We start from the raw sequence: 24,111 nt of genomic DNA on the forward strand, positions 1-24,111 counted from the left end.
GTTTGGTGATTTGCCAATAACGCTGAATTCGTTATACTGAGTACATCTCTGAGGTGTTCGCCAGCTAGGTCTAATCCCCTGCCGATACTTAAACTTATGGATGTGTTCTGTATATTCTGAGCGTATGCCCTCCTCGTGTGGGAAACCCAGCGAGTGTACGTCGCGTCCACCTTGAACTCATCGGGTTCAGGGTCACGACATTTGCAGCGGCATCTTCGGAGTGTTTATCTTCCAAGTCATTAAATGAATTTTCAGCATTCAACTCAATTCAAAAATATTCTAAAAAATTCACTATTCTATTTCTGCGCTATTCGACTCCTGTTCTTTTCTTAAAAACTGATGTTACGCACATAAAAGTAATTTCGCATTTTTAAAATAATTTTAAGCCTATTCGACGGAGTCTTACATCTAAGGATTAAATAAAGAGATTAGCCTTCGGCTGGAGATACTTTTGTTTCGACAAAAGTACCCAAAACCATTGTCATCCGCAAAACTCGTTCACTACCGTCAAATTATTCAAAGCATCACAAAAACATTTTTGATTAGAAGTAGTCCTGTCTTAAACACTTGCGGATGACGTTACCGCGTATCGTTGTTTTATTTGAAGCAAATTGCGCTTTGATGTTACTGCGTAACATCAGTTAAAAATTTTTATTCAAGTTTGTTCACCTTCAAAAGCTGATTTAATCCGCCTTATTCAATTTTTGAGTTGTTCCAATTTAGCTTGCTGCCCATCTAAAAATCGATCCATTTCGGGAAGTATTTGGCGTAAATATTGAATAGATGAAATAGCTTCATCCACGTTCACGACGCCTTTTTCAACCAATCTGTATTGCTGCTCGAGTAAAGCGAGTACTTGATTTTGATTCGGCTGCTGCCCCTGACTCATCTGTGTGTTTATTTGCTGAAATTGTTGAAATACCTGTTCACGTTGCTGTAATAACTGGGTGTGCGTTTCATTATCTTGTCTTTCTTGTTTGGGTTTGGAACTTGAATGCTGTAAAACATTTTCCGTGGTTTGATCTGAATGTGTTTCGGACACTTTTTGTTGATCTAAAGGTAGCTGTTCATGAACCTCCTGCTGCCGTGGTTTTAAAAACTGAATCATCAACCATAAAATTAAACTAAACGTCAAACCTAAAACAATCCATTTTTTATTCATGATGCAGTCTCTAGACACCTTCTGATATTTAAAAAATTCAGAGCCGATTTGACTCTGAATTTACCTTTTTATTTAATTTTATCTAAATTATTAGTTGCCCCATCCTGCTGGCGCATAACCCAAACGAACACGCTGTGGGTGATTGCCAACTGGAACTGTGATGACTTTTTCACCTGTTGCAAAATCAATCACGGTTACTGCATCTGTCGCACTTTCAGAAATTACACAGCGTTTACCATCTGGGCTTTGCGTTGCCCAATACGGTTTGCCTGCAGCAATCAATTTGGCTGCAGTCAAAGTTTTACGATCGACGATAGTGGCATAATCATCCATGGTTCCTGCGACACATAGTTTTTCACCATCTCCACTGATGGAAAGCCCATGATGGCGTGAGTCATTCACCCATTTCGTGCGATCTGAGGGAATAGTTGTACTTCCCGGAAGCTGTGCAATGCGCGTGACTTTGTCTTGATTGAGATCATATTCGACCAGACCATTAAAAAATGAGACCTGCGCATAGATTTTGGATTCATCTTTACTAAATACAATCGGTCGAACTGAGTTTGATAAGTCTTTGCGTCCTACGGCATCTAAAGCAGGTCTAAAATCTATTTTTTTGAGGACTTTATAGTTTTGAGCATCTGCTATCGTGATGTAGCGTTTGCCTTTGGTAAAGTCTTGCCAAGAAGCATCCATGGCTGTTTCGACATTACCAATGGCTGAATTTAGGATTTTAGTACCGTTGGCAAAATAGATATTTTCATGTGGTTTATCGCCCGTCGCAAAACGTCCTAGTTCTTTGCCTGTGTTGATATCGAATATATGTACGACATTACCTGAAGATGCTGAAACAGCAACTTGTTGTCCATCGGGTGAAACCGCCATATGGTCTGCTCGAAATCCTTCAACGGGTGTGCGCCAATTGATTTTCCCCGTTGCAATGTTAATCGAGACGACATCAGCATAACTTGGGCGTGATGCAACCACCGATTTGCCATCTGGTGTGGAATACATGTCATCGACCAATTGATCATTTCCCTCTCCTGCCGTATTACGAATATAGCTATAAGCGATTAATTTTACTGGGTTGAGGTAAATTTCAGTGAGGCGTTGTTTTTTGTCGGGCACCATATTGATGACACCAACTTTCTGATAGTTTTTTGCAGGATTGATCACTGTAACCGTACCATCCCAATTATTGCCGACAAAAAAGACTTGCTGGCTATTGGGTGGAACGGGTGCAGTGGTTGTCGCTGCGAAAATAAGTGGCGACACCGTAACTGTCATACAAAGAAGTGTCCTGATCCAGAGATTTTTTTCCATTTTTATTGTCCATTCATTTGTTTTTATGCATACCTTTTGACCAAAGCCATCAGATAAGTGTCGCTTTTTTAGCGCAAAGAAAGCTTATTAAATATACAAGTGTAGATATAGCGTATTTGTTTTAATTCCGATGAGTTGTTGATTAAAGGCGCACAAACCTGCCACTAAAGGCTTCTTCAATAATGTAATATTCTATCTCTGCTCCATTCCACCACTTTTCTTTGCTTCAAATATTTCATTCAAATCTTTTCAATTTCAAAAGCTTATTTAAGAGTTGTCCCAGTTTGGCTTGCTATCTATCCAAAAAAACAATCCAGAATACATTTGCAAGACTCAAGCAGAACTATGAAAAATCAGTTGCCTTAGCTTACATATTTATTTGGCTGTCATTATGAAATATCAACAGAACCTAAATTCAACACGATTTTAAGGCCATAAAAAAACCCAGCTTTCGCTGGGCTTTTTTTCGAATCAGTTCAATGCTTAGTGAGCAGCGAATTGGTTCATTGTGTTTTTCGCATCGTCACCCGCTTTAAGCGCGTTGTCACCAGCGAAGATTTCTTTGTGGTCGTCACCGATGTCAGAACCAGCCATTGCTTGGTGTTTAACACAAGAAATCGTACCGCGGATTTCTTTACGTTGAACGCCAGCTACATAAGCAAGCATACCTTGGTCGCCGAAGTAACCTTGAGCAAGCTCGTGAGTAGAAAGAGCAGCTGTATGGTAAGTCGGAAGTGTGATCAAGTGATGGAACACGCCCGCTTCACGAGAAGCATCAGCTTGGAACGTACGAACTTTTTCGTCAGCTTCAGCAGCTAATTCAGAGTTATCGTATTCAGCGCTCATTAGTTTAGCACGGTCGTAAGCAGAAACGTCTTTACCTTCAGCAACCCAACGGTCGTAAGCTTGTTGACGGAAGTTTAAAGTCCAGTTGAATGAAGGCGAGTTGTTATAAACAAGTTTCGCATTTGGAACTGTTTCTTTAACACGGTTAACCATGTGAGCGATTTCTTCAACGTTTGGAGTCGCAGTTTCGATCCAAAGAAGGTCAGCACCATTTTGAAGGCTAGATACGCAGTCAAGTACAACGCGGTCAATTTGCGTGTCTGGACGGAACTGGTACAAGCCAGAAGCAAGACGTTTTGGACGGTGAAGTTTACCGTTACGCTTGATTAGGATTTCGTCTTCTTGAGCTTCTGAAATGTCAATTTCAGTTGTGTCTAAGTAGCTGATGTATTGAGAAGCGATGTCGCCTGGCTCTTTAACCACTGGGATTTTTTGAGTCAAGTCAGCGCCTTCAGAGTCAGTACGAGCAACGATGATACCGTCATCAAGACCCATTTCTAAGAATGCATAGCGAAGAGCGTGGATTTTCGCGATGAAGTCTTCGTGTGGAACTGTAACTTTACCAGCTTGGTGACCACATTGTTTAGCGTCAGATACTTGGTTTTCGATTTGAAGTGCACAAGCACCCGCTTCGATCATTTTCTTAGCTAGTAAGTAAGTCGCTTCTTCGTTACCGAAACCAGCGTCGATGTCAGCAATAATTGGCACAACGTGAGTTTGGAAACCGTCGATTTGAGCAGTGATTTCAGCAGCTTTAGCAGTATCACCAGCTTCGTTTGCTTTTTTAAGCGCACGGAACAAGTCGTTTAATTCTTTCGCGTCAGCTTGACGTAGGAAAGTGTAGATTTCTTCGATCAATGCAGGTACTGAAGTTTTTTCGTGCATAGATTGGTCAGGAAGTGGACCGAATTCTGAACGAAGAGCTGCAACCATCCAACCTGAAAGGTAGATATAGCGACGTTCAGTTGTACCGAAGTATTTTTTGTTCGCAATCATTTTTTGTTGTGCGATGAAACCGTGCCAGCAACCTAATGATTGAGTGTATTTGCTAGAATCAGCATCATAAGCAGCCATATCACGACGCATAATAGCAGCTGTATATTTCGCAATGTCTAAACCAGTTTTGAAACGGTTTTGCATTTGCATACGTGCAGCATCTTCTGGGCTAATATCGCGCCAAGTGCTTCCGAATTTTGCTTTTAATTCACGGATTGCATCAATCGCTGTTAAGTATGTAGACATGATATGTTCCTGTAATAATATTAGGATTTTTCTGCAACGTAAGGCTAAAATCATACCCTCGAATGATTGTTCAGATTTAGAACACTTCGTTGCGATAGACACAGAGTAGATTGACTAAAAAAATTAATCCAATATTCTGCATTAATTTTCAGTATTTATTTAAAAAATATGTAGATTAAAGTCGTATTATAATAATTAACCAACACTTATAAGTATTTGTATTTAAATACTTTTATTAAAATATTTTGCTAATTTTTTTGTCTATTTTTCAAACATTTTGATGAATTATTCTTCATTAGACTTAAGTCGACTGAGCATTCACTTTAAAAAAAAACAGCATTTTTTACGCCATTTTTGCCCAAATTCACCAAGCTAAATACTTGGTTATTCTGTCTTCAAATGATCATGTAAATGAGATATTTCATCTAATTTTTTTGTTTTATGAACATCACATCGCATAAACAAAATTGCTCCGTATTTTTATTTCACTCACTTAAAAATATCGGTCTAAACAGATAATAAGTATTTAAGAAATATGTGCTGGCACTTCAGCAAATTTGTCTTAAAACTGCCGAATTTTAGTACAAAAGTACACGTCATTTTTTCATCCATTTTTTACACAAGCCTTAGTAGTTATGGCATAATCAGATAAATTTCATGATTTTATTGTCGGTATTTATTTTATGAATCTGGAGCGGGTCGATCTCAATCTATTAATTTATCTTGATGTACTTCTTCGTGAAAAAAACGTGACTCGTGCTGCCGAGCAACTGGGTGTAACTCAGCCTGCGATGAGTAATATTCTACGTCGTTTACGCAACTTATTTAATGATCCACTTCTTATTCGTTCTTCAGAAGGTATGACACCTACAGAACGTGCGCTTGAATTACAGCCACGTATCCGTGATGCTCTCTCTGACCTTTCGATGATTTTGGAACCTCGTACCGAGTTCCGACCTTACACCTCAAATCGTGTCTTCCGCATCATGACTTCAGATTATGCTGAAGCAACACTGGTGCCGCGCCTAGTAAAAGCTTTGCGCTCAGAAGCACCCAATGTGGTTCTCGATTTTTTAACGCCTAGTGATGTGTCTTATCGAGATATGGAACAAGGTAAAGTCGACTTGGCGATTAACCGCTTTAATGAAATTCCGCAAAGTTTCCACCAAGTTTTGGTCTGGCGTGACAGTTTTTCATGCCTTTTAAATGCCAAGCACCCTGCTGCAAATAATTTAAACCTGAAAAGCTATCTAGATGCACAACACATTTGGGTATCTAAAACAGGTATGGGTGTCGGTTTTGGTGTCAATCCTGAAAAACAAGCGGGTCTAGGTTGGATTGATCAGGCTCTAGAACGTATTGGCCAAAAACGTAAAATTTCAGTTTTTACTCGTCATTATCAAATGCCTGGCTTATTGGCCTCGAATGTTGATTTGGTTGCGACTCTGCCAAGCCGTATCGCTCGCCTTCAAGCCAAAAGTCAAAACCTATTACTTCGCGATCCACCATTCTATATTCCTGAATTTGAATTAAAAATGGCTTGGTGTCCATTACTTCATCATCACCCTGCTCATCGCTGGTTACGTCAACTTATATTGTATGTTGCACGTCAAATGATTGAAGAAGAAAACCGCGAATACTTAATGAATAACTCTCAGTTTTCACAGTATCAGTAATTAATTCTTTAATTCCTTATTAATTCAAACGTATACTGTCACTATATAGGTAGTAGTTAAGACTACTACCTTGCCCATTTTTGTGTTAGAAATACAGAAAAATAGAATGAATCACAAACAGGTGTATTCGTGAGCCTTTTCCAAAATATTGTCATTATTATTCTCCTGATCGTCGGTGCGGGTTTTCTTTCATTAACAGAAATTGCCCTTGCGGGTGCACGAAAAGTAAAACTTAAAATTTTGGCTGAATCTGGAGATTCACGTGCACAACGTGTGCTTGACTTACAAGCCAACTCAGCAGACTTTTTCGCCGCATCACAAATTGGCTTAAATGCCGTAGCAATTCTCGGCGGTATTTTGGGTGAAGGTGCTTTTCGTCCTTATTTCATAACCTTAGTCACTCGTTTTTATCAAGGTCCGTGGACTGAAACCATTGGATTCACACTGTCGTTTACTTTAGTCACATCCTTATTCATTCTATTTGCTGATTTGATGCCAAAACGTTTGGCGATGATCGCACCTGAAAAAATTGCCGTTGCTGTTGTTGACCCGATTCAAATCTTTATTAAGGTGTGTAAGCCAATGGCGTGGGTGATTAATGCCATTGCCAATTTGTTGTTTCGTTTATTTAAAGTGAATACAACACGTGATGACAATATTACCTTTGACGATATTTCAGCCGTGATGGATGCCGGTGCTCAAGCTGGTGTACTACAAAAGCAAGAACACCACTTTATTGAAAACGTATTTGAGCTGGAAGAACGTAACGTCCCTTCAAGTATGACTACACGTGAAAACGTGGTGTACTTTACCCTAAAAGAATCAGAAGCCAGTATTCGTCAAAAACTCGCTGAATTTCCATATTCGAAGTTTTTGGTCTGTAGTGAAAATATTGATGACGTGATTGGCTATGTGGATGCCAAAGATATTTTGGTTCGTATCCTCAACAATCAGTCACTTCTACAGCTCAATGAAAATACTATTCGTAATGTCCTCACGATTCCAGATACATTAACACTGTCTGAATTACTCGATCGCTTTCGTTCAACCAAAGAAAAATTTGCCGTAGTAATTAACGAATACGCGTTGGTTGTCGGCGTTATTACCCTCTCCGACATTATGATTACCGTGATGGGCGACTGGGTAACACCGATTGAAGCAGAACAACAAATTATTAAACGTGATGCAGATTCTTGGCTTATCGATGGCAGTACACCAATTGAAGATTTAAAGCATGCCCTCGCTTTAGATGAAATGCCCGATGAAGAAAACTATGAAACCCTTGCGGGCTTTATGATGTTTAAACTGCGTAAAATTCCACGTCCAGCTGACTTTGTTACTTATCATGGCTACAAATTTGAAGTTGTTGATGTAGACCACTTTAAAATTGACCAATTATTAGTGACCCGCTTACAACAGGCTGAAACTGAACTTGATACACCAGAAGAATCGGATTAATTCGATTCTTCTTTTTTCTAAAACAATAAAATATAAATACGATGGAATACGAAGATGTCTTTTTCACTTAAAGCGATTTTGACTTGCTTTAGTTTTTATACTGGGGCTTATCTAATCTATTATTTTTTCAAAGCTCATCCACAACCTTTATTTCTATTGCTCGGTGTTGCGCTGATCGTCACTGCTTGGTTTTTAACGCCTTATCCCTATGAACGCGGTCGACAACGCTATGACGAAACCATGCGTTTTGGTCTGTTTTTTTATAATCCCTTAATTTTTTGGTTCCGATTATTTAGTTGGCCGATTCGGACCCTACTGTCTATTTTTGCATAAGCGTACTTGTTGTGATCAAACTGGATCTGCACAGCACTTACAGTTCTCTACTGATGTTGAATAAATGTAAACAGACCACTTTTTTTGAATACAAATTAAAATAAATCGAAAAACCGCCCTTCCCTAATACCTTCATTATTAATGACTATTTCCCACTAAAATAGTGATGTATTTCACATTTTCTCACCTTTGTTTTGACTGATGAATTTTCTCTTTATGCTCTGCCCTTGGATTTAAAAACAGCTTTATATTTCAAAGGAATGAACCATGTTAACCGTACTCGGTTTGGGCATGATCTTGTGCTTTATGTATTTGATCATGTCGAAACGCTTAAGCCCACTTGTCGCACTGACTTTAATTCCCCTACTTTTTGCCTTGATTGCGTGGTTACTTGGTTTTTATTTTGACAGCTTGTCACACATACAAATAAATGAAATTGGCGAAATGATGATAGAAGGTGTAAAAAAACTTGCACCGACTGGCATCATGCTGCTTTTTGCGATTCTGTATTTTGCCATTATGATCGATACAGGATTGTTCGATCCTTCGGTGAAATTTATTTTAAAAATGGTCAAAGGTGATCCGTTAAAAGTTGTCCTTGGAACCATTACCCTGACGTTAATTGTCTCTTTGGATGGAGATGGTTCTACAACCTATATGATCTGTGTTGCTGCCATGCTGCCACTCTATAAGCGCCTAGGTATGAGCCCATTGATTATGGCATGTTTGATTATGCTCTCTAGCGGCATTATGAACCTTACGCCATGGGGTGGGCCTACAGCCCGCGCCGCCAGCGCACTTCATGTCGACCTAAGTGATGTTTTTGTTCCGATGGTTTTACCGATGCTATTTGCCATCGGCTGGTTGTACTTTTTGGGAACCATGTATGGTCGAATGGAAAGAAAGCGTCTGGGAATTGTCCAATTGGATATCAGCCATGGTGAAAACATTCAAATTTCAGATAATCCAGAAGCCAACCGCGCAGATCTACGTTGGTTCAATGCACTGTTAACCGTCGTTCTGATGATTTGTCTGGTTTTTAGTATTTTACCTATGCCTATTTTATTCATGGTGGCTTTGTGTATTGCGCTAGTCGTCAACTACAAAAATGTCGACTTGCAGAAAAAGTTAATCGCACATCATGCTAGTAGTGCTTTAAACGTGGTCGGTATCATTTTTGCTGCAGGTATTTTTACCGGTATTTTAGCTGGAACAGGTATGGTAGAAGCCATGTCCAAAGAACTTGTGGCAATTATCCCAGAAAGTATGGGCCCCTATTTAGCACCAATCACCGCTGTCATTAGTATGCCGATGACTTTCTTTATGTCGAATGATGCTTTCTATTTCGGGGTTTTGCCAATTCTTTCTGATGCTGCCGCTCATTATGGAATTGCACCTGTAGAAATGGCACGTGCCTCGATCGTAGGGCAACCTGTACATCTACTCTCACCGCTTGTCCCTTCGACCTATTTACTCTGTGGACTTGCGGGGATCGAGTTTGGACAACATCAGAAATTTACCATTATCTGGGCTGTAATCACCTGTTTTGTCATGTTAACAGCGGGTCTAATCTTTGGAATGTTTCCGTTTTATTCGAGCTTAACTTAAAATTTTAAAGATAAAAAAGCACCATCAGGTGCTTTTTTTATGCTTAACAATACTGAACTAGCCAGTGTTTTACACTCACAGGTTCATTTGTAGTGATTAATGCTTTGAAATTAATGCTTCTAGAACTGCTTCATAATGAATACGAATGTCATCTTCTAAAATTTTATAGATATTGTCGAATTGTACCATTGGCCAGCCTTCTTTCCAAAATGGGAAAATATTATGCAGGTCATGAGTCACCGTTGCGTCTTCACGTACAATCGCTTGTGCAACTTGCGACAATACTTGTGCAGTTTCGGCACCATCAATCGCTAAATAATCGATACCACGAACTTTCAAAATACGGATACGATCTTTTTTGTAGCGGATTTTTTTACTTTGGCCTTCATTTAAGCCTAAAGCTAAAGTCACAGCTTCAACAAATTTATCTTCAAATGCTTGATTTAATTTTACCAAAGCTTGTTTGTGTGCTTCTTGACGACCAGCTTTTCCCCCACTACGAATCACTTCATTTGCTTCAGTATTTAAAACATCTGATTTCATCGACTGAAGAATGTCTAGAATTTCGATATCGCTTAATGTTTCAGGAGAATGATCAGTCATAAACTGCCTATAAAAACTTAATATTCAATAAGTATGTATTTTCGCATAAAAGCAGCATGAAAACTGCGACCTTCGCTATAGAAATTGCGTTTTCTCTTATAATGTTCAGATATACAACATGATTTAGAAAAAAATTATGTCAAAAATATCGAAATCAACTATATTACTTTCACGCTTTAATACTAACGTCACAATATGGCTCAAAAGAAACAGGCTGCGCTTTACCTTCAACAACTGAAACAGCAATATCCAGCAGCCTTTAAACATAATTATTTATTTTATAGCCAACTGAAAACTCAAGGCATTTTAGACGAACTCAAAGAACTCATTCCTTGGGTTTTGGCGGCGATGATTTTTATTTCTTTGAGCATGAGTATTGGTCATGCAGTGCAACTGTATTTTCCTGATATGAGTGAGTTTCGAGCTCATGGTATTGCTGTACTGAGTATTATGCTGTTTTTCATGCTGGTTGTGCCCTTAGTCATCAAGCAAATCAAACACAGTTCAATGTCCCTGTATCAAAGTTTGAAGAATACGCCGTTCAGACTTGCGATCGTGATTTTATTACAATTACTCAATATCGCCTTTTTACAAAGCACCTTCGTTCAATCTGTATTGTTCTTTTTCGCCATGAGTTTCGGCTTTGTGCGTTTTTATAAAGAAAATCTATTCAAAGGTGGAAGTAACACGCAAGAATACTATTTTCTACAAGAGACACGTCGTATTGCTTATTGGTCGTATAAACAAATGCTTAAAGCAAAATTACGTTTGACACTCAGTAATCCAAATCAAGCAAATCATAAACAGTTATCTGAGCGCTTTACCCATTTCCAAAATTTACACATACAAATGCTGCACCAGGAAAATCAGCTGTGTAAAAAGCTAAAGCACCAAAATGTTGAACATTATCTTGATGAGCTAATGAAATAAGTTAGCATTGATATAGTGCAAAAAACTTTAATTCACTGCTCAAAAAGTCATTCAATACATCGCTATTTTTGAATATTTTCAACTTATATGCATGAATTGATTGATTTTAAAACAAACACCATCAAATACACTTGCCAAGCTTCATTTCGTCCTCTATTATTGCGCACATGCCCGAGTGGTGAAATCGGTAGACACAGGGGATTTAAAATCCCCCGCCCACAAAGCGTGCCAGTTCGAGTCTGGCCTCGGGCACCATTCTTATACTTCTAAGATTGGTGCAATAAAAGATCCAGCAATTTGCTGGTTTTTTTATGCCTAAAATTTAGAAATCTATTATTATTCGATGCCGACACCTTCAGATTTTAATCTCCCCGCACTACAACTCAAGCATCCCGATGCCTTTTATCAACGGCTGCTGTTTGCACATTTTAAAATTATCAATCTCACACCCACTGCACCTGTTTTAATCTTTAGCTTTTGCCTGATACTTTCTATCCCCCTTAGCAGCGCTGTACTTGGTCATATGCTTTCAACGGCACTTTCAATACACGACCCCAAAATGGCGTTTAATCTTGGTTTATTGATTATTCTTCCATGGATCTATTGCTATGTCTGGTATGCACATTATCAAGCACGTTTTAGCAGCAAGTCCGCCGTTCACCGTCTGCAAATACAACTGTATTTCCTTGGAGGATTCACATTTATCCTTGCTATAAACTTTAAGTATCTACAAATAGATGTATTAAACCTCATCAGTCTCTGTGGACTTTTTTTTAGTCTCTTTTTATGTGTATTTACTGAATTATTTTATAAACCTGAAAGCAGCGCCATTGAACGAGTAAAACTACAAAAGCTTCGCCAACTGGCATTTTGGTCTTACCAACAATCCTTAAAACAAAAAGAACATCAAACGTATTTCTACACCCTTCACCTACAAGCCATGCAAGAAGAACAAAAACTATCAGCATCGATCAAATCATCGTTTAAAGATTTTTTAGACAAAGCTGAATAATTTTTAAATCCCTAGATACAAAAAAGCCCTGTCACTACAGGGCTTTTTTTAAAGTTCAATTACCATTCTCGGTTAGCAACCAACTCTTCCATTTCAATATCCATATGGCCTTCATCTTGCAGCACCATCATCATGGCTTCTGCAATATAATCTGCAGCCGTATCATCCAAAGACGAATCTAAATCTTCAAATTGAGGTTTCATCTTATTGAGCTGTGCAACCGTTTCATTGGCAAAATGGTAGATATCAGTTGAACTTAAATCTGCTTTTGCAATTTTCTTCGCAAATTGAACAACCAATAACTTCACCTCTGCAACCAACACATCTGGGTAATATTCATCATCAAACATGGGTAGCAGTAAATCTGCAAACATACGAAACTCTATCACAAAACATTCAGGGCGCTTATATAACACAAATACTACAATTCACCAAATTTATTGGGATTCAGTATTTTCAAGTCACACTGCATTCTGCATGGCTTGCCAAACACGTATCGCATCTACCGTTGCTTTGACGTCATGTGCGCGAACCATACATGCACCTTGTTGAATGCTGAGTAGATGCGCTGCAACCGAGCCTACAGCGCGATTTTGTGCATCTGCACCGCCAAGTGCCTCACCGATAAAACGCTTACGTGATAATGCAGACAGGATCGGATAGCCCATGTCATTCAATTGATAGAATTGCTGTAAAAGCTTTAAGTTTTGCTGCGCATTTTTAGCAAAACCAAAACCCGGATCAATCATAATATTTTCTGCACGCACGCCTGCGTCCAATGCATTTTGCACGCGTTGCTTTAATTCATCAATGACATCAGCCACAACATCTTGATACTGATCTAGATTATTCATCGTGGTGGGTTCGCCGCGCATATGCATAATGATCACTGGAATATTCAGTTTTGCAGCTGTTTCTAAGGCATTCGGCCGAGTTAATGCACGTACATCATTCCAGATATGCGCACCTGCCTGAACCGCTGCCTCAATCACCTCAGGTTGTGAGGTATCTATAGAAATCACCACATTGTGTTTGGATAAGGCTTCAACGACGGGTACGACCCGTCGAATTTCTTCTTCAACCTCAACAACAGATGCGCCTGGACGTGTTGACTCACCACCGACATCAATCACTGTCGCGCCCTCAGCAATCATTTGTAAGGCATGTGCTATAGCTTGGTCTTTACCATTATGTTTGCCACCATCACTGAAAGAGTCCGGTGTGACATTTAAAATCCCCATCACATGTGGCTCTGACAAATCTAATTGCAAGTTACCACAGTTTAAAATTTTATTAGGCAAAGACACTAACTTCATATTACACATCCCAGATTTTGCTGTGCTTATTTTAACGCTAAGTTTGCTCAGCATTTCGCTTACATGCATTTATTTTCATATAAAAAAACCACCCGAAGGTGGTTTTAAAATTTTATGCTTTTGGCAATGACGGCAATGGTGGTGGAACATCTGGACCATCCGTTGGTGTTACATCAATCACTGGATTTTCTGCAATGTACACTTTTGGTGGTTGAGGTTCGCGACCTTCCATAATGTCACGGATTTGATCACGATCAATGGTTTCCCATTCAAGCAATGCTTTTACCATAGCATGTGCTATATCTTTGTTATTTTCAAGAATATCGCGAGCAACTTTATATTGCTCATCTAAAATACGGCGAACTTCGCGGTCAACTTCAAGCTGAGTTGCTTCAGAAATCACACGACTTCCTAAACCACCCATGAATGACTGCTGTGAGTCATCTTCGTAAACCATGACGCCCATCTTATCGGACATACCGTATTTAGTAACCATTGCACGTGCCATTTTCGTTGCACGTTCAAAGTCATTTGAAGCACCAGTCGACATTTGGTTAATGAAGACTTCTTCTGCAATACGACCACCAAACAAAATTGAAAGTTCATTCAACATTTTGTCTTTGTAATGGCTGGTTTGGTCATGTTCAGGCAACTGCCAAGTCACACCCAGTGCCCAACCACGCGGCATAATTGTCACTTTATGCACTGGGTCTGTACCCGGCAAGATTTCAGCAACAATCGCATGACCTGCTTCATGATAAGCCGTCGCACGACGCTCTTCTTCACGAATCACCATCGATTTACGTTCAGGACCCATGTAAAGCTTGTCTTTAGCATCTTCAAAGTCATGCATATCGACCGTGTTCTTGTTACGACGTGCAGCAAACAGTGCTGCTTCGTTTACAAGGTTAGCCAACTGAGCACCCGAGAAGCCCGGTGTACCACGTGCCAAGACTTTAACATCTACACCAGTCACAGAAGGTAATTTTTTCAAATGTACATTCAGGATTTGCTCACGACCTTTAATATCCGGTAGAGATACCATCACTTGACGGTCAAAACGACCCGGACGAAGTAAAGCTTTATCCAATACGTCAGCACGGTTTGTTGCAGCAATAACGATAATACCTTCGTTGCCTTCAAAGCCATCCATTTCAACCAACATTTGGTTTAATGTTTGCTCACGCTCATCATTACCACCGCCTGTGCCTGAACCACGGTGACGACCAACAGCATCGATCTCATCGATGAAAATGATACATGGCGCATGACGCTTTGCTTGTTCAAACATGTCACGGACACGAGACGCACCCACACCCACGAACATTTCAACAAAGTCAGAACCCGAAATACTAAAGAAAGGTACTTTCGCTTCACCCGCAATTGCTTTAGCAAGTAAGGTTTTACCCGTACCCGGAGGACCAACCATGAGCACGCCTTTCGGAATGCTTGCACCAAGTCGTTTGAACTTAGATGGATCTTTTAGGAAGTCAACGATTTCAACAACTTCTTGTTTAGCTTCATCACAGCCCGCAACATCAGTAAATGTCACTTTGATTTGGTCTTCAGACAGCATTTTTGCTTTTGACTTACCAAAACTCATTGGGCTATTCTTACCACCAGCTCCACCACCCATGTTGCGCATAAAGAACATGAATAACAGAATGATTAAAAGAACAGGGAAACTTGCAATCAGAAGTTGCATCAAAATACTTTGACGCTGTGGCGCTGTACCTTCAACAACAACATTGTTCTTGATCAGGTTCGGCATAAGTTCAGGATCTTGAACCGCAGGACGGATACTTTCAAACTCTGAACCGTTTGATTTTTCGCCACGAATTCTTTCGCCATCAATGGTGACTTGTTTAATCTGACCCGCATTTACGGCTGCCACGAACTCAGAATAGTTCATCGCGGTCGGTTGATTGCGGTCACTGACGTTGCTGAAGATTAAAACCAGCACGCCTAGGATAACCAGCCACAACACGGCATTCTTAAAAAGATCGCTCAAAGCTTTATTCCCATTTCTATCTAATTCGTTCAATCCCACTTACATGGGTGACTCTAATACTTACGCTGCAGAGTAGCTTCGCAATAATTTAAAAACGTACAAAATGCACAATTTTTAACGAGTTGGCAAGTAAACTTTACTTGAAAGCTTTCTTACGTCCCTGCCCGATTAAAAACACTTCTTTAGATCGAGCACGTGAAGCCGCCGGTTTTGCTGTTTTCAGCACATCAAATGTGTCTACAACTTGCTTACGGTATTCATCAAATCCAATACCTTGGAACACTTTAACAACAAACTGTCCATTTGGTCCAAGAACCTTTTGAGCAAAGTCGATTGCTAATTCACAAAGATAGATCTGACGCGGTTGATCTACAGCCTTATTACCTGATGTATTGGGGGCCATATCTGAAATTACAACGTCTACAGTACGTCCATCTAAAATTTTTAACAATTCATCGAACACTTCTTGTTCACGAAAGTCACCTTGCAAGAAGGTCACATCGGGTAAAGCATCCATTGGTAAAATATCTGAAGCAATAACCAAACCTTTGTCGCCAACAAGTTTACCGGCAATTTGCGACCAACTACCTGGTGCAGCACCTAAGTCGACAACGGTCATGCCTGGCTTGATCAATTTGTATTTTTCTTGAATTTCAAGCAATTTATAAGCGGCACGCGCACGATATCCTTCCTTTTGTGCTTTTTTCACAAAGGGGTCATCAAGATGCTCACGCATCCAGTCACGACTACTTTTGGATAATTTCTGGTTAGTAATGCGGGTAGCCATAACTCTCTAAATAAAAAAAACTTCTCAGTCTTGATTGTACGTGAAATTCAGCACTTTTGCAGTAGACATGTGTATCTAAAAAGCATCTTAAATCATGTTTTTTTCAATAATCTTCATCGAGAAAATGCCGATTAAATACAGCGCTTCAACTTTGATTTTGCTATACTAGGTCGTTTTTAAAATTAGGTTATATTTATGGCGGCTTTATCTATTCAAGAACGTAAACGCTTACGTCAAATTGGTCACACCCTAAACCCAGTTGTAATGGTTGCGGACAAAGGCTTATCAGAAAGCGTTGTTGAAGAATTAAACCGTGCGTTAAACGACCATGAGTTAATTAAAGTGAAAGTTGTGGCAGAAGACCGTGAAGCTCGTGCTGCAATGATTACTGAAATTGCGACTGTTTCAGGTTCTGAAGTTGTTCAAACGATTGGTAAGATTGCGTTGATTTACCGCAAAGCGGCAAAACAAAATGCAAAACTGTCTAACCTTGTTCGCTACGCACACCTGTCTAACTAATCATTTATGGCAAGTTTCGAACTCAGCGCTTTTGATCGTCGCTTTCAGGCTGTATCAGTCGTTGGTGCTATCGAACAACAAAGCCCATATACTTTAAATGTGGGTTATTGGATTCGAGACCCAAATCAACTGATTCAATGGCCAGAATTGGTATCAGCTCATCCACGAATCGATTTTTTGTGGGAACAGACCTGCTTAGAAGTTTTTATTGGTGTACGCAACGAAGACTTTTATCGTGAAATCAACCTCTCCCCTTCACAAGCTTGGCAGGCTTACCAGTTTGAAGAATATCGCTATCCAGAAGATATGCCGCCACAAGCTGCTTACGATATTGAACTGAATCAGTTGAAACGGACGCACTATGGCTTAAATGTCAGTCTTGATCTGACAGAATTTATGCTGAAGTACAAACTTAAATGGGAAGATCTCTATATTGGTCTAACTGCAGTACTGAAAACCCCTCAAGGTGAACAGTACTATGCCATGCAGCATAGTAGTCCAAATGCTGACTTTCACAACAAGCGTGATTGGCTACATCAGTTCTAAACCATTTGATGTTTTGATCTTCGATAAAAAGCAAAAGTACGATCTTTTGCTTTTTTATTGCCTGTCTATTTTTAAATAGGTGCTTTGGACTTAAATGTACCATTCACAATAAGGGAGCCATTAATGACTCCCTTTTGCATATTTAGCGTTAAATTGAAGTTTAATTCGCTCTCACCGAATCCAGCTCCCTGGAATGACTAGACTTAGCTCAAGCGTTTTAAAATTCATGTCATTCACAATTAACTTTTAAGATCTGTGGTTTGATCCGTAACTTCAGCTTTCACTGGTGAAACTTTTTTCCACGCTTCCAAAGTATGTTCCTTAGAACGCTTAAATGTTTCTGTTAGATGATCTTTGTGCTTTCCTGAAATTTGGGTCACATCTTCTTTCAGCTCTTTTCCAAGTTTAGAAAGATCATCAATAACCGTATTAAACTCAGTTTTCACAAACTCTTTGAGTTCACTAAAATCTTTTTGCGATGAACCAAACTGAACTTTTAACTGATCAAGTTTATTCAATACATCTTGCTTCAACTGACGCAATTGATCTTGCACACTGGCATTCAACTGCTTTGCCTCTGCTCCGATCTTTTCTTTGCTTTCAGTGACCGCTTCTGTGGCTTGAACACTCGCCTCTTTTGCAACTTGTTCAAGCTTTTCAGCACCTTCGATAACGACTTCTTTCAGGGAGGATTTAGTCGCTGTTTGTTTTTGTTGTGTTGCCATGACTTTGTACCTATATTTTTTGCTGACCGACCCACATTAGCGCTTTTTGATAAATTTTAATTTATGATTTGTCTGACAATAATTAATTGCTTACATTTTTCTAAGATTTTGCAAAACCAAACTTTATTCTAAAATGCAAGCGCTTTATCTGCTTTATTCCTGATATTTACGATGGACTTTCAGTGGCTTTCTGCGTATAATGCCGTGTTAAGTTCAAGCGAGCAGATGTAAGGAGGGTAGGTTTTTAAGCAGCCTTCCTTTTTTTTCGTCTTCTCGCTTTTTTACAGCCTAAATTTCAGGAGCTTTGGTTTGAGCACCCCAGCAATTTTAGCCCTTGCCGACGGAACTATCTTTAAAGGTACTTCTATTGGCGCATCGGGTAGTACGACTGGTGAAGTCGTTTTTAATACAGCAATGACTGGCTATCAAGAAATTTTGACTGACCCTAGTTATGCACAACAACTTGTGACACTAACTTACCCACATATCGGTAACACAGGTTGTAATGATGAAGACGCTGAGTCAGGTCGAATTCATAAAGTATGGGCTAACGGATTGATCATTCGTGACCTACCTTTATTGCATAGCAACTTCCGTGCTGAGCAATCACTTGGTGATTACCTTGAACAACACAATGTTGTTGCTATTGCAGACATCGATACACGTAAATTAACGCGTATTCTGCGAGCAAAAGGTGCACAAAATGGTTGTATCCTTGCTGGCGAAAACATTACAGAAGAAGAAGCTTTAGCTAAAGCACGCGCTTTTGGTGGTTTAAATGGTTTAGACCTTGCAAAAGAATGCTGTGACCCTGAAGGCTTTGAATGGACTGAAGGTTCTTGGACATTAGGTAAAGGTTTCTCTCAGCCTGAAGCTAAATTCCATGTTGTTGCATACGATTACGGTGTCAAAACCAACATCTTACGTATGCTCGCAGACCGCGGTTGTAAATTGACTGTCGTGCCTGCGCAAACTCCTGCTGCTGACGTACTTGCATTGAATCCAGATGGCGTGTTCTTATCGAACGGCCCCGGCGATCCAGCTGCATGTGACTACGCAATTGAAGCTGTAAAAACAATTGTAGAAGATGCTCGCAATGTACCAGTATTTGGTATTTGCTTGGGTCACCAAATTCTTGCACTTGCTTCAGGTGCAAAAACTGTGAAAATGCCTCACGGCCACCACGGTGCCAACCACCCTGTTCAAAACATGGAAACTGGTATTGTGATGATTACTTCGCAAAACCATGGCTTCGCAGTAGATGCAGAAACATTACCTGCAAACTTGAAAGCTACGCACAAATCACTGTTCGACCAAACCCTACAAGGGATTCACCGTACAGATAAACCTGCGTTCAGTTTCCAAGGTCACCCCGAAGCAAGCCCTGGTCCACATGACTGCGCACCATTGTTCGATCATTTCATCGAACTTATCGAAGCATCTAAGAAGTAATTAAGGAAGCATCATGGCTAAACGTACAGACATTAAAAGCATCTTAATTATTGGTGCTGGTCCGATTGTCATCGGTCAAGCATGTGAGTTTGACTACTCAGGTGCTCAAGCATGTAAAGCACTTCGTGAAGAAGGCTACCGTGTTATTTTGGTGAACTCTAACCCAGCAACCATTATGACTGACCCTGCTATGGCAGATGCCACTTACATCGAGCCAATCACTTGGCAAACTGTAGCTGCAATCATTGAGAAAGAACGCCCAGACGCAGTTCTTCCTACAATGGGTGGTCAAACAGCATTGAACTGTGCACTTGCACTCGATGCCAACGGTATTCTAGAAAAATACAATGTTGAATTGATTGGCGCGACCAAAGAAGCGATCGAAAAAGCGGAAGACCGTAAACTTTTCGATATCGCAATGCGCAAAATCGGTTTGGAATGCCCTCGCGCTGACGTTGCAGAAAGCATGGAACACGCACTTGAAATTCAAGCGCGTTTCGGCTTCCCTGTCATTATCCGTCCATCATTCACTATGGGTGGTTCAGGCGGCGGTATCGCATACAACCGTGAAGAATTCATTGAAATCTGTGAACGCGGTTTCGATCTTTCTCCAACTAAACAATTATTGATCGATGAATCATTAATTGGTTGGAAAGAGTACGAAATGGAAGTTGTTCGTGACAAAAACGACAACTGTATCATTGTATGTACCATTGAAAACTTTGACCCAATGGGCGTGCACACAGGTGACTCAATCACTGTTGCTCCTGCACAAACATTGACTGACAAAGAATTCCAACTTTTACGTAATGCATCTTTAGCTGTACTTCGTGAAATTGGTGTTGAAACTGGCGGCTCTAACGTTCAGTTCGGTATCAACCCGAAAGACGGCCGTATGGTTGTGATCGAGATGAACCCACGTGTTTCTCGTTCATCTGCACTTGCGTCTAAAGCAACAGGTTTCCCAATTGCGAAAATCGCGGCGAAATTGGCTGTAGGTTATACCCTTGATGAGTTGAAAAACGACATCACTGGCGGTACAACCCCTGCATCTTTCGAACCTGCGATCGACTATGTTGTAACCAAGATTCCTCGTTTCAACTTCGAGAAATTCCCGCAAGCTGACGCAACTTTGACGACTCAGATGAAATCTGTAGGTGAAGTCATGGCCATTGGCCGTAACTTCCAAGAGTCTGTGTCTAAAGCACTTCGTGGTCTTGAAGTGGGCGCATGTGGTTTTGACGAAAAAATCGCTGTGGGCACTGAAGGCGCACGTGAGAAAATTCTTGTTGAATTGAAAGTGCCAGGTCCAGAGCGTATTTGGTATGTAGGCGATGCATTCCGTCACGGTTTCACCCTTGATGAAGTATTTGAAGCAACCAAAATTGACCGTTGGTTCTTGATTCAAATCGAAGACATCATCAAAACTGAAAACCAAATCAAAACTTTAGGTTTTGGTGATTTGAACGCTGACAACATCCGTTCGTTCAAACGCAAAGGTTTATCTGACCTTCGCATTGCGGACTTGATGGGCATTTCACAAAAACAATTCCGTAAACACCGTTGGAACTTGGGTGTAACTCCAGTTTACAAACGTGTAGATACATGTGCTGCAGAGTTTGAATCTGACACAGCTTACATGTACTCAACTTACGATGAAGAGTGTGAAGCAAACCCATCGAACCGTGACAAAATCATGGTCATCGGTGGCGGACCAAACCGTATTGGTCAAGGTATCGAGTTCGATTACTGCTGTGTACACGCGGCTCTTGCTATGCGTGATGACGGCTATGAAACCATCATGGTGAACTGTAACCCTGAAACGGTTTCTACAGATTACGACACATCAGATCGTTTGTACTTCGAACCAATTACTTTGGAAGATGTACTTGAAATCGTACGTATCGAGAAGCCTAAAGGCATTATCGTTCAGTACGGCGGTCAAACTCCGCTTAAATTGGCTCGTGCTTTAGAAGAAGCTGGTGCGCCAATTATTGGTACATCACCTGATGCGATTGACCGTGCAGAAGACCGTGAACGTTTCCAACAAATGATTCAACGTCTACAACTTCGTCAACCAAACAACAGCATTGTAAAATCTGCTGAAGAAGGTATGGCTGAAGCAGCTAAAGTTGGCTACCCACTTGTGGTACGTCCATCTTACGTGCTTGGTGGTCGTGCGATGGAAATCGTGTACAACGACGAAGAATTGAAACGTTACTTACGTGATGCGGTTCAAGCATCGAACGAAGCACCTGTACTTCTTGACCACTTCCTAGATGATGCAATCGAAGTTGACGTGGACTGCGTATCTGACGGTAAAGACGTTGTGATCGGCGGTATCATGCAGCACATCGAACAAGCTGGTATTCACTCAGGTGACTCAGCATGTTCTATTCCTCCTTACTCTTTATCTAAAGAAGTTCAGGATGAAATGCGCCGTCAAACCATCGCTATGGCGAAAGAGCTTGGCGTAATTGGTTTAATGAACGTACAGTTTGCTGTTAAAGGCACTGACGTATACATTCTAGAAGTGAACCCACGTGCATCACGTACTGTTCCATTCGTATCTAAGTGCATTGGTGAATCTTTAGCGAAAGTTGCTGCGCGTTGTATGGCTGGTCAATCTTTAGAATCTCAAGGATTCACTACAGAGATTATTCCTGAACACTTCTCTGTAAAAGAAGCAGTGTTCCCATTCAACAAATTCCCTGGTGTTGACCCAATTCTTGGCCCTGAGATGAAATCTACAGGCGAAGTGATGGGTGTAGGTAAAACATTTGGTGAAGCGTTCTATAAAGCTGTGTTAGGCTCTAATGACCGTTTACCAGGCCTACCAACGGAAGGCGAAGTAAAACATGCATTCTTATCTGTTCGTCATTCTGACAAGCCTCGTGCTGTTGGTATTGCGAAACAGCTAACAGATCTTGGCTTCAAAGTCATCGCTACTGGCGGTACTTATGATGTGATTAAAGATGCTGGTATTGAATGTGAACGTGTGAACAAAGTGACTGAAGGCCGTCCTAATATCGTAGACCGCTTGAAAAATGGCGAAGTTCACCTCATTATCAATACAACTGAAGGCAAACAGGCTCAAGAAGATTCATTCTCGATCCGCCGCTCTGCATTACAAGGTAAAGTGTATTACACAACTACCCTTAACGGTGCTGATGCAGTATGCCAAGCTTTAGCAATCAAATTGCCAATGGATGTATACCGCTTACAAGACCTTACTAAAGGTTAATTAAGTTACCGAGAAGTCCCGCCACCTCTCGGTGGCGGGCTTTTTTTCATTTCTAGGTCAGTAAAAATTTTACTGATTTTTTCTTTTTACAAACATGAGGGACAACAATGCAACGTTATCCTATGACTCCCGAAGGCAAAATTGCCCTAGAGAAAGAATTACAGCAACTTAAAAGTGTTGATCGTCCACGTATTACTGCAGCAATTGCTGAAGCGCGTGAACATGGGGATTTGAAAGAAAACGCAGAATACCACGCTGCTCGCGAGCAACAAGGTTTCTGTGAAGGCCGTATCCAAGATATCGAAGGTAAATTGGGTGCTTGCCAAATAATTGATGTTAAATCACTTGAGCAAAATGGCCGTGTGGTTTTCGGTGTGACTGTGACCATTGAAAACTTAGATACTGAAGAACAAAAGACTTATAAAATCGTTGGTGATGACGAAGCAGATTTTAAAATCAACAAAATCTCTGTGAACTCTCCAATTGCGCGTGGTCTTTTGGGCAAAAATGAAGGCGATGATGTAAAAATCAACACACCACAAGGTGAAGTTGAGTACGAAGTTTCTAAAGTTGAATATCTGTAATTCATTAAGATAAGCAATTTTAAGCCCCTCTTTTGAGGGGTTTTTTATAATCAGACAAATAATTATTATACCCCTGCTCTATCCTTCTTTTAATAATCCTGATGCAAAAAGTTGAAAGGCATGTAATGCTTCTGACAACACCTGCTCAGGATTCTTGCTAGAAGCCACCCAAAGCGCCGCATTCATGGCTGCTCCATTTAAAAATATGGCTGCCGCTTCAGAATTCACTGCTTTAATTCGGTCTGCTGCCAATAACTGTTCTACGCATTCACGTGTAGACTTCAAGCATTTGTTTTGACTCGGCCAATGCGCAGGATCACCCAATACCGCAGGTCCGTCGCGTAATACAATTCGCTGAAACTCAGGATTCAAGGCATTTTCAATATAGGTTTTCCCCTCAAGCATCAACCCCTCCCAAAGATCTTCGGGTTGCTCCAGATACTTCTGGGCAGATAAAGCCATTTCTGAATCAATTTGATTAACCACAGCAGCAAATAAGCCCTTTTTATCGCCAAAATGATGGTACAGCGCACCACGGGTCAGCCCTGCTTCTGCCGTGAGTTTATCCATTGAGGTGTCTGCATAGCCATACTCAGCAAACGTACGGCGTGCCACTTCAATCAGTTTCTTGCGGGTTGCCGCCATTTTTTTTTCACGAACAGACATTGCTTTGATTACCTCATCATCACAAAAATTTTAATTGACATACCAGGCGTATGTCAATTATGTTGACA

Annotated in this window: 21 protein-coding genes, 1 tRNA gene, 1 other RNA gene and 1 pseudogene; 14 read left to right on the forward strand and 10 right to left on the reverse strand. The window is 40.5% G+C overall.

Annotated features, from left to right (window positions below; translation table 11 throughout):
• The first annotated feature begins 42 nt into the window (after positions 1 to 42).
• A non-coding RNA gene (gene ssrS / locus FTT94_RS03990) (6S RNA) lies at positions 43 to 225 on the forward strand.
• A gap of 472 nt (positions 226 to 697) precedes the next feature.
• On the opposite strand, the gene FTT94_RS03995 is transcribed toward ssrS, so the two are convergent.
• Positions 698 to 1,162, reverse strand: coding sequence for a hypothetical protein (locus FTT94_RS03995; RefSeq protein ID WP_168378083.1), 465 nt, complete (start codon positions 1,160 to 1,162; stop codon positions 698 to 700).
• A 90-nt stretch (positions 1,163 to 1,252) separates the two neighbouring features.
• Complete coding sequence (locus FTT94_RS04000) at positions 1,253 to 2,449, reverse strand: YncE family protein (protein WP_252725800.1); 1,197 nt, start codon at positions 2,447 to 2,449, stop codon at positions 1,253 to 1,255.
• A 329-nt stretch (positions 2,450 to 2,778) separates the two neighbouring features.
• Between FTT94_RS04000 and FTT94_RS16895 the strand changes: the two are divergent.
• A pseudogene (locus tag FTT94_RS16895) lies at positions 2,779 to 2,880 on the forward strand (IS5/IS1182 family transposase); the annotation flags it as partial.
• 88 nt (positions 2,881 to 2,968) lie between these two features.
• Here FTT94_RS16895 and FTT94_RS04005 read toward each other — a convergent pair.
• Positions 2,969 to 4,573 (reverse strand): isocitrate lyase, encoded by a 1,605-nt coding sequence (locus tag FTT94_RS04005; RefSeq protein ID WP_168378085.1) that lies wholly within the window; start codon positions 4,571 to 4,573, stop codon positions 2,969 to 2,971.
• A 683-nt stretch (positions 4,574 to 5,256) separates the two neighbouring features.
• Between FTT94_RS04005 and FTT94_RS04010 the strand changes: the two genes are divergently transcribed.
• From FTT94_RS04010 to FTT94_RS04025, 4 genes are all read left to right on the forward strand, one after another.
• Positions 5,257 to 6,249, forward strand: coding sequence for a LysR family transcriptional regulator (locus FTT94_RS04010; protein ID WP_078191331.1), 993 nt, complete (start codon positions 5,257 to 5,259; stop codon positions 6,247 to 6,249).
• 129 nt (positions 6,250 to 6,378) lie between these two features.
• Positions 6,379 to 7,707: a hemolysin family protein gene (locus FTT94_RS04015; protein ID WP_078191332.1), complete on the forward strand. Its 1,329-nt coding sequence runs from the start codon at positions 6,379 to 6,381 to the stop codon at positions 7,705 to 7,707.
• 54 nt (positions 7,708 to 7,761) lie between these two features.
• Positions 7,762 to 8,040 (forward strand): hypothetical protein, encoded by a 279-nt coding sequence (locus FTT94_RS04020; RefSeq protein ID WP_180048741.1) that lies wholly within the window; start codon positions 7,762 to 7,764, stop codon positions 8,038 to 8,040.
• A 267-nt stretch (positions 8,041 to 8,307) separates the two neighbouring features.
• Positions 8,308 to 9,648: a CitMHS family transporter gene (locus FTT94_RS04025; RefSeq protein ID WP_180170280.1), complete on the forward strand. Its 1,341-nt coding sequence runs from the start codon at positions 8,308 to 8,310 to the stop codon at positions 9,646 to 9,648.
• A 96-nt stretch (positions 9,649 to 9,744) separates the two neighbouring features.
• On the opposite strand, the gene FTT94_RS04030 is transcribed toward FTT94_RS04025, so the two are convergent.
• A complete protein-coding gene (locus FTT94_RS04030) occupies positions 9,745 to 10,251 on the reverse strand; it encodes a hypothetical protein (RefSeq protein WP_180170281.1) in 507 nt (168 codons plus the stop codon).
• A 195-nt stretch (positions 10,252 to 10,446) separates the two neighbouring features.
• On the opposite strand from FTT94_RS04030, the gene FTT94_RS04035 reads away from it, so the two are divergent.
• From FTT94_RS04035 to FTT94_RS04045, 3 genes are all read left to right on the forward strand, one after another.
• Positions 10,447 to 11,181 (forward strand): hypothetical protein, encoded by a 735-nt coding sequence (locus tag FTT94_RS04035; RefSeq protein WP_180110365.1) that lies wholly within the window; start codon positions 10,447 to 10,449, stop codon positions 11,179 to 11,181.
• A gap of 169 nt (positions 11,182 to 11,350) precedes the next feature.
• A tRNA-Leu gene (locus FTT94_RS04040) sits at positions 11,351 to 11,436 on the forward strand.
• 88 nt (positions 11,437 to 11,524) lie between these two features.
• Positions 11,525 to 12,193, forward strand: coding sequence for a hypothetical protein (locus FTT94_RS04045; protein ID WP_180048742.1), 669 nt, complete (start codon positions 11,525 to 11,527; stop codon positions 12,191 to 12,193).
• A gap of 59 nt (positions 12,194 to 12,252) precedes the next feature.
• Here the strand turns inward: FTT94_RS04045 and FTT94_RS04050 are convergent, their stop codons facing one another.
• The 4 genes from FTT94_RS04050 to rlmE all read right to left on the reverse strand — a co-directional run bounded on the left by FTT94_RS04050 (position 12,253) and on the right by rlmE (position 16,307).
• Entirely contained in the window at positions 12,253 to 12,567 is a 315-nt protein-coding gene (locus FTT94_RS04050) for a DUF5713 family protein (RefSeq protein ID WP_078191338.1), read from the reverse strand.
• An 87-nt stretch (positions 12,568 to 12,654) separates the two neighbouring features.
• Positions 12,655 to 13,509 (reverse strand): dihydropteroate synthase, encoded by an 855-nt coding sequence (gene folP, locus FTT94_RS04055; protein ID WP_218954618.1) that lies wholly within the window; start codon positions 13,507 to 13,509, stop codon positions 12,655 to 12,657.
• A 112-nt stretch (positions 13,510 to 13,621) separates the two neighbouring features.
• Positions 13,622 to 15,520: an ATP-dependent zinc metalloprotease FtsH gene (gene ftsH, locus FTT94_RS04060; RefSeq protein ID WP_218955979.1), complete on the reverse strand. Its 1,899-nt coding sequence runs from the start codon at positions 15,518 to 15,520 to the stop codon at positions 13,622 to 13,624.
• A gap of 136 nt (positions 15,521 to 15,656) precedes the next feature.
• Positions 15,657 to 16,307: a 23S rRNA (uridine(2552)-2'-O)-methyltransferase RlmE gene (rlmE, locus tag FTT94_RS04065; protein ID WP_078191339.1), complete on the reverse strand. Its 651-nt coding sequence runs from the start codon at positions 16,305 to 16,307 to the stop codon at positions 15,657 to 15,659.
• A 195-nt stretch (positions 16,308 to 16,502) separates the two neighbouring features.
• Here rlmE and FTT94_RS04070 point away from each other — a divergent pair, with 195 nt between their 5' ends.
• Both FTT94_RS04070 and FTT94_RS04075 read left to right on the forward strand, forming a co-directional pair.
• Positions 16,503 to 16,826 carry a YhbY family RNA-binding protein gene (locus tag FTT94_RS04070; RefSeq protein WP_078191340.1) on the forward strand — a complete coding sequence of 108 codons (324 nt, stop codon included), beginning with the start codon at positions 16,503 to 16,505 and terminating at the stop codon, positions 16,824 to 16,826.
• 6 nt (positions 16,827 to 16,832) lie between these two features.
• Positions 16,833 to 17,372 (forward strand): DOMON-like domain-containing protein, encoded by a 540-nt coding sequence (locus tag FTT94_RS04075; RefSeq protein ID WP_078191341.1) that lies wholly within the window; start codon positions 16,833 to 16,835, stop codon positions 17,370 to 17,372.
• A gap of 239 nt (positions 17,373 to 17,611) precedes the next feature.
• On the opposite strand, the gene FTT94_RS04080 is transcribed toward FTT94_RS04075, so the two are convergent.
• Positions 17,612 to 18,097, reverse strand: coding sequence for a hypothetical protein (locus FTT94_RS04080; protein ID WP_180073594.1), 486 nt, complete (start codon positions 18,095 to 18,097; stop codon positions 17,612 to 17,614).
• A gap of 309 nt (positions 18,098 to 18,406) precedes the next feature.
• Here FTT94_RS04080 and carA point away from each other — a divergent pair, with 309 nt between their 5' ends.
• From carA to greA, 3 genes are all read left to right on the forward strand, one after another.
• On the forward strand, positions 18,407 to 19,549 hold the full coding sequence (gene carA / locus FTT94_RS04085) for a glutamine-hydrolyzing carbamoyl-phosphate synthase small subunit (RefSeq protein WP_168378093.1): 1,143 nt from the start codon (positions 18,407 to 18,409) through the stop codon (positions 19,547 to 19,549).
• A 13-nt stretch (positions 19,550 to 19,562) separates the two neighbouring features.
• A complete protein-coding gene (gene carB / locus FTT94_RS04090) occupies positions 19,563 to 22,793 on the forward strand; it encodes a carbamoyl-phosphate synthase large subunit (RefSeq protein ID WP_180124312.1) in 3,231 nt (1,076 codons plus the stop codon).
• A 107-nt stretch (positions 22,794 to 22,900) separates the two neighbouring features.
• The gene (greA, locus tag FTT94_RS04095) at positions 22,901 to 23,377 is read left to right on the forward strand and encodes a transcription elongation factor GreA (RefSeq protein ID WP_180025790.1); all 477 of its coding nucleotides are present in this window, start codon (positions 22,901 to 22,903) and stop codon (positions 23,375 to 23,377) included.
• A gap of 78 nt (positions 23,378 to 23,455) precedes the next feature.
• Here the strand turns inward: greA and FTT94_RS04100 are convergent, their stop codons facing one another.
• Positions 23,456 to 24,043, reverse strand: a complete 588-nt coding sequence (locus FTT94_RS04100) for a TetR/AcrR family transcriptional regulator (protein ID WP_180021942.1) — start codon at positions 24,041 to 24,043, stop codon at positions 23,456 to 23,458.
• Positions 24,044 to 24,111 lie beyond the last annotated feature (68 nt).

Origin of the sequence: Acinetobacter sp. YH12027, from assembly GCF_013420085.1 — a bacterium.
Classification (GTDB): Bacteria; Pseudomonadota; Gammaproteobacteria; order Pseudomonadales; family Moraxellaceae; genus Acinetobacter; species Acinetobacter amyesii.

What these genes read in the sequence shown, in the direction of transcription:
- FTT94_RS04100 (WP_180021942.1), bottom strand. Translation starts at nt 24,043, where the DNA reads ATGTCTGTTCGTGAAAAAAAAATGGCGGCAACCCGCAAGAAACTGATT.
- carB (WP_180124312.1), top strand. Translation starts at nt 19,563, where the DNA reads ATGGCTAAACGTACAGACATTAAAAGCATCTTAATTATTGGTGCTGGT.
- FTT94_RS04045 (WP_180048742.1), top strand. Translation starts at nt 11,525, where the DNA reads ATGCCGACACCTTCAGATTTTAATCTCCCCGCACTACAACTCAAGCAT.
- FTT94_RS04080 (WP_180073594.1), bottom strand. Translation starts at nt 18,097, where the DNA reads ATGGCAACACAACAAAAACAAACAGCGACTAAATCCTCCCTGAAAGAA.
- FTT94_RS04000 (WP_252725800.1), bottom strand. Translation starts at nt 2,449, where the DNA reads ATGACAGTTACGGTGTCGCCACTTATTTTCGCAGCGACAACCACTGCA.
- FTT94_RS04030 (WP_180170281.1), bottom strand. Translation starts at nt 10,251, where the DNA reads ATGACTGATCATTCTCCTGAAACATTAAGCGATATCGAAATTCTAGAC.
- FTT94_RS04025 (WP_180170280.1), top strand. Translation starts at nt 8,308, where the DNA reads ATGTTAACCGTACTCGGTTTGGGCATGATCTTGTGCTTTATGTATTTG.
- FTT94_RS04005 (WP_168378085.1), bottom strand. Translation starts at nt 4,573, where the DNA reads ATGTCTACATACTTAACAGCGATTGATGCAATCCGTGAATTAAAAGCA.
- FTT94_RS03995 (WP_168378083.1), bottom strand. Translation starts at nt 1,162, where the DNA reads ATGAATAAAAAATGGATTGTTTTAGGTTTGACGTTTAGTTTAATTTTA.
- FTT94_RS04020 (WP_180048741.1), top strand. Translation starts at nt 7,762, where the DNA reads ATGTCTTTTTCACTTAAAGCGATTTTGACTTGCTTTAGTTTTTATACT.
- FTT94_RS04050 (WP_078191338.1), bottom strand. Translation starts at nt 12,567, where the DNA reads ATGTTTGCAGATTTACTGCTACCCATGTTTGATGATGAATATTACCCA.
- FTT94_RS04070 (WP_078191340.1), top strand. Translation starts at nt 16,503, where the DNA reads ATGGCGGCTTTATCTATTCAAGAACGTAAACGCTTACGTCAAATTGGT.
- greA (WP_180025790.1), top strand. Translation starts at nt 22,901, where the DNA reads ATGCAACGTTATCCTATGACTCCCGAAGGCAAAATTGCCCTAGAGAAA.
- FTT94_RS04010 (WP_078191331.1), top strand. Translation starts at nt 5,257, where the DNA reads ATGAATCTGGAGCGGGTCGATCTCAATCTATTAATTTATCTTGATGTA.
- rlmE (WP_078191339.1), bottom strand. Translation starts at nt 16,307, where the DNA reads ATGGCTACCCGCATTACTAACCAGAAATTATCCAAAAGTAGTCGTGAC.
- folP (WP_218954618.1), bottom strand. Translation starts at nt 13,509, where the DNA reads ATGAAGTTAGTGTCTTTGCCTAATAAAATTTTAAACTGTGGTAACTTG.
- FTT94_RS04035 (WP_180110365.1), top strand. Translation starts at nt 10,447, where the DNA reads ATGGCTCAAAAGAAACAGGCTGCGCTTTACCTTCAACAACTGAAACAG.
- FTT94_RS04075 (WP_078191341.1), top strand. Translation starts at nt 16,833, where the DNA reads ATGGCAAGTTTCGAACTCAGCGCTTTTGATCGTCGCTTTCAGGCTGTA.